Below are 1,454 nucleotides of genomic sequence, written 5' to 3' on the forward strand. Positions count from 1 at the left end.
GCGCGGCAGCGGGGCCGGGGACGGTCATTCCGGGTCCGGCGATCTCCCGCCAGAAGGCGGGGCCGGAGGCCGTGGCGGGCTCGCCGTCCCGTCGCGACCGGCACCAGTCGACGATCTGCGCCGGGGTGGGACGCCGCTCGGGGTCGGGTTCGAGGCAGCGGGCGAGCAGGGGGCGCAGCGGGTCGGGCAGGCGGCTCAGGTCGGGTGACTCGTGCACGATGCGGTAGAGGACGACGGGCGCCACACCGTCGCCGTAGAGGGGTTCGCCCAGTGCCGCGAAGGCGAGGGTCTGGCCGAGGGCGAAGACGTCGGTGGCGGGGGTGACCTGGCCGGCGGTGGCCTGCTCGGGGGCCATGAAGTGGGGTGTGCCGACGGCGGAGCCGGTGGCGGTGTACGAGGTGAGGTCGGCGGCGACGGAGATGCCGAAGTCGATGACGCGGGGGCCGTCGGCGGCCAGGAGGACGTTGGACGGTTTGAGGTCGCGGTGCACGAGGCCCACGGCGTGGACGGCCTGGAGGGCTTCGGCGATGCCGGCGGTGAGGTGCAGCAGGGCGGGCGCCGGGAGCGGTCCGCGGCGGGCGACGGCCTGGGTGAGGGAGGGGCCCGGTACGTACAGCGTGGCGAGCCAGGGCGGTGCGCCTTCGGTGTCGGCGTCGACGAGTTCGGCGGTGTAGGCGCCGCGGACCCGGCGGGCGGCTCGCACCTCGCGGCGGAAGCGCCTGCGGAAGTCGGGGTCGTCGGCGAGCTCAGGTCGTACGACCTTGAGCGCCACCGGGCGGCCGCCGGGGGTGTGGGAGAGGTAGACGCGGCCCATGCCGCCGGAGCCGATCCGGGCCGCGGGGCGGTATCCGGCCACGGCAGGCGGGTCGTCCGCCTGGAGCGGCTGGAACACCGTCGTGGTGCTGCTCATCAGTGTGTCGTCCCCCGTGCTGCCCGGCCGGCCGGCGGCCGTTCCCGGCAGCAGCCTAGAGGGGGCGGGTGCGGGGGCCGGCAGCGGCTGAGCGCAGGCCCGGCGGAACCGGGCCGAGGCCCACGGTCCGACGGGGGCGGGATCGGCGCATACGGCCCTCGGCGGCGCGGACAGGGGCGGCCGTGGGCTCACCGACCGAAGGCTTGGCCGCACAGACCGCTGATGCCCGGCGTCACGACGCCCTGGGAGGCCCGGCACACGTCCCGCATGCCGGTCGGCGCACCCGGCCGCAGCCGGGGCGGCGCGTAGCGGGGAGGCACGTAGCGGGGCGCCGGGCGGGACGGCCGCCGGGCCGGTTCCGCCGAGCGGCCCGCCGACTCCGCCGCACGCTGCCCCGCGCGGCGCGGAGCGGCCTGCGACGGCCGGGCGCTACGGGCCGGCGGACGCCACCCGGGCGCGGAAGCCGGTCGCCGCACCATGCGCGGGGCGGTGGTGCGGCGCGTCCCTGCCGCCGGCGGCAGGGACGGAGGGATGGTCGCCAGCT

The 1,454-nt window shown here is 78.1% G+C and carries 1 protein-coding gene; it reads right to left on the reverse strand.

Annotation, left to right across the window (positions count from 1 at the left end; genetic code table 11):
* Positions 1-910: serine/threonine-protein kinase (locus C6N75_RS28250; RefSeq protein WP_146132700.1), on the reverse strand; the 910-nt coding region annotated here is incomplete at its 3' end.
* Positions 911-1,454 lie beyond the last annotated feature (544 nt).

The sequence above is a fragment of the Streptomyces solincola genome, from assembly GCF_002982015.1.
GTDB lineage: Bacteria > Actinomycetota > Actinomycetes > Streptomycetales > Streptomycetaceae > Streptomyces > Streptomyces solincola.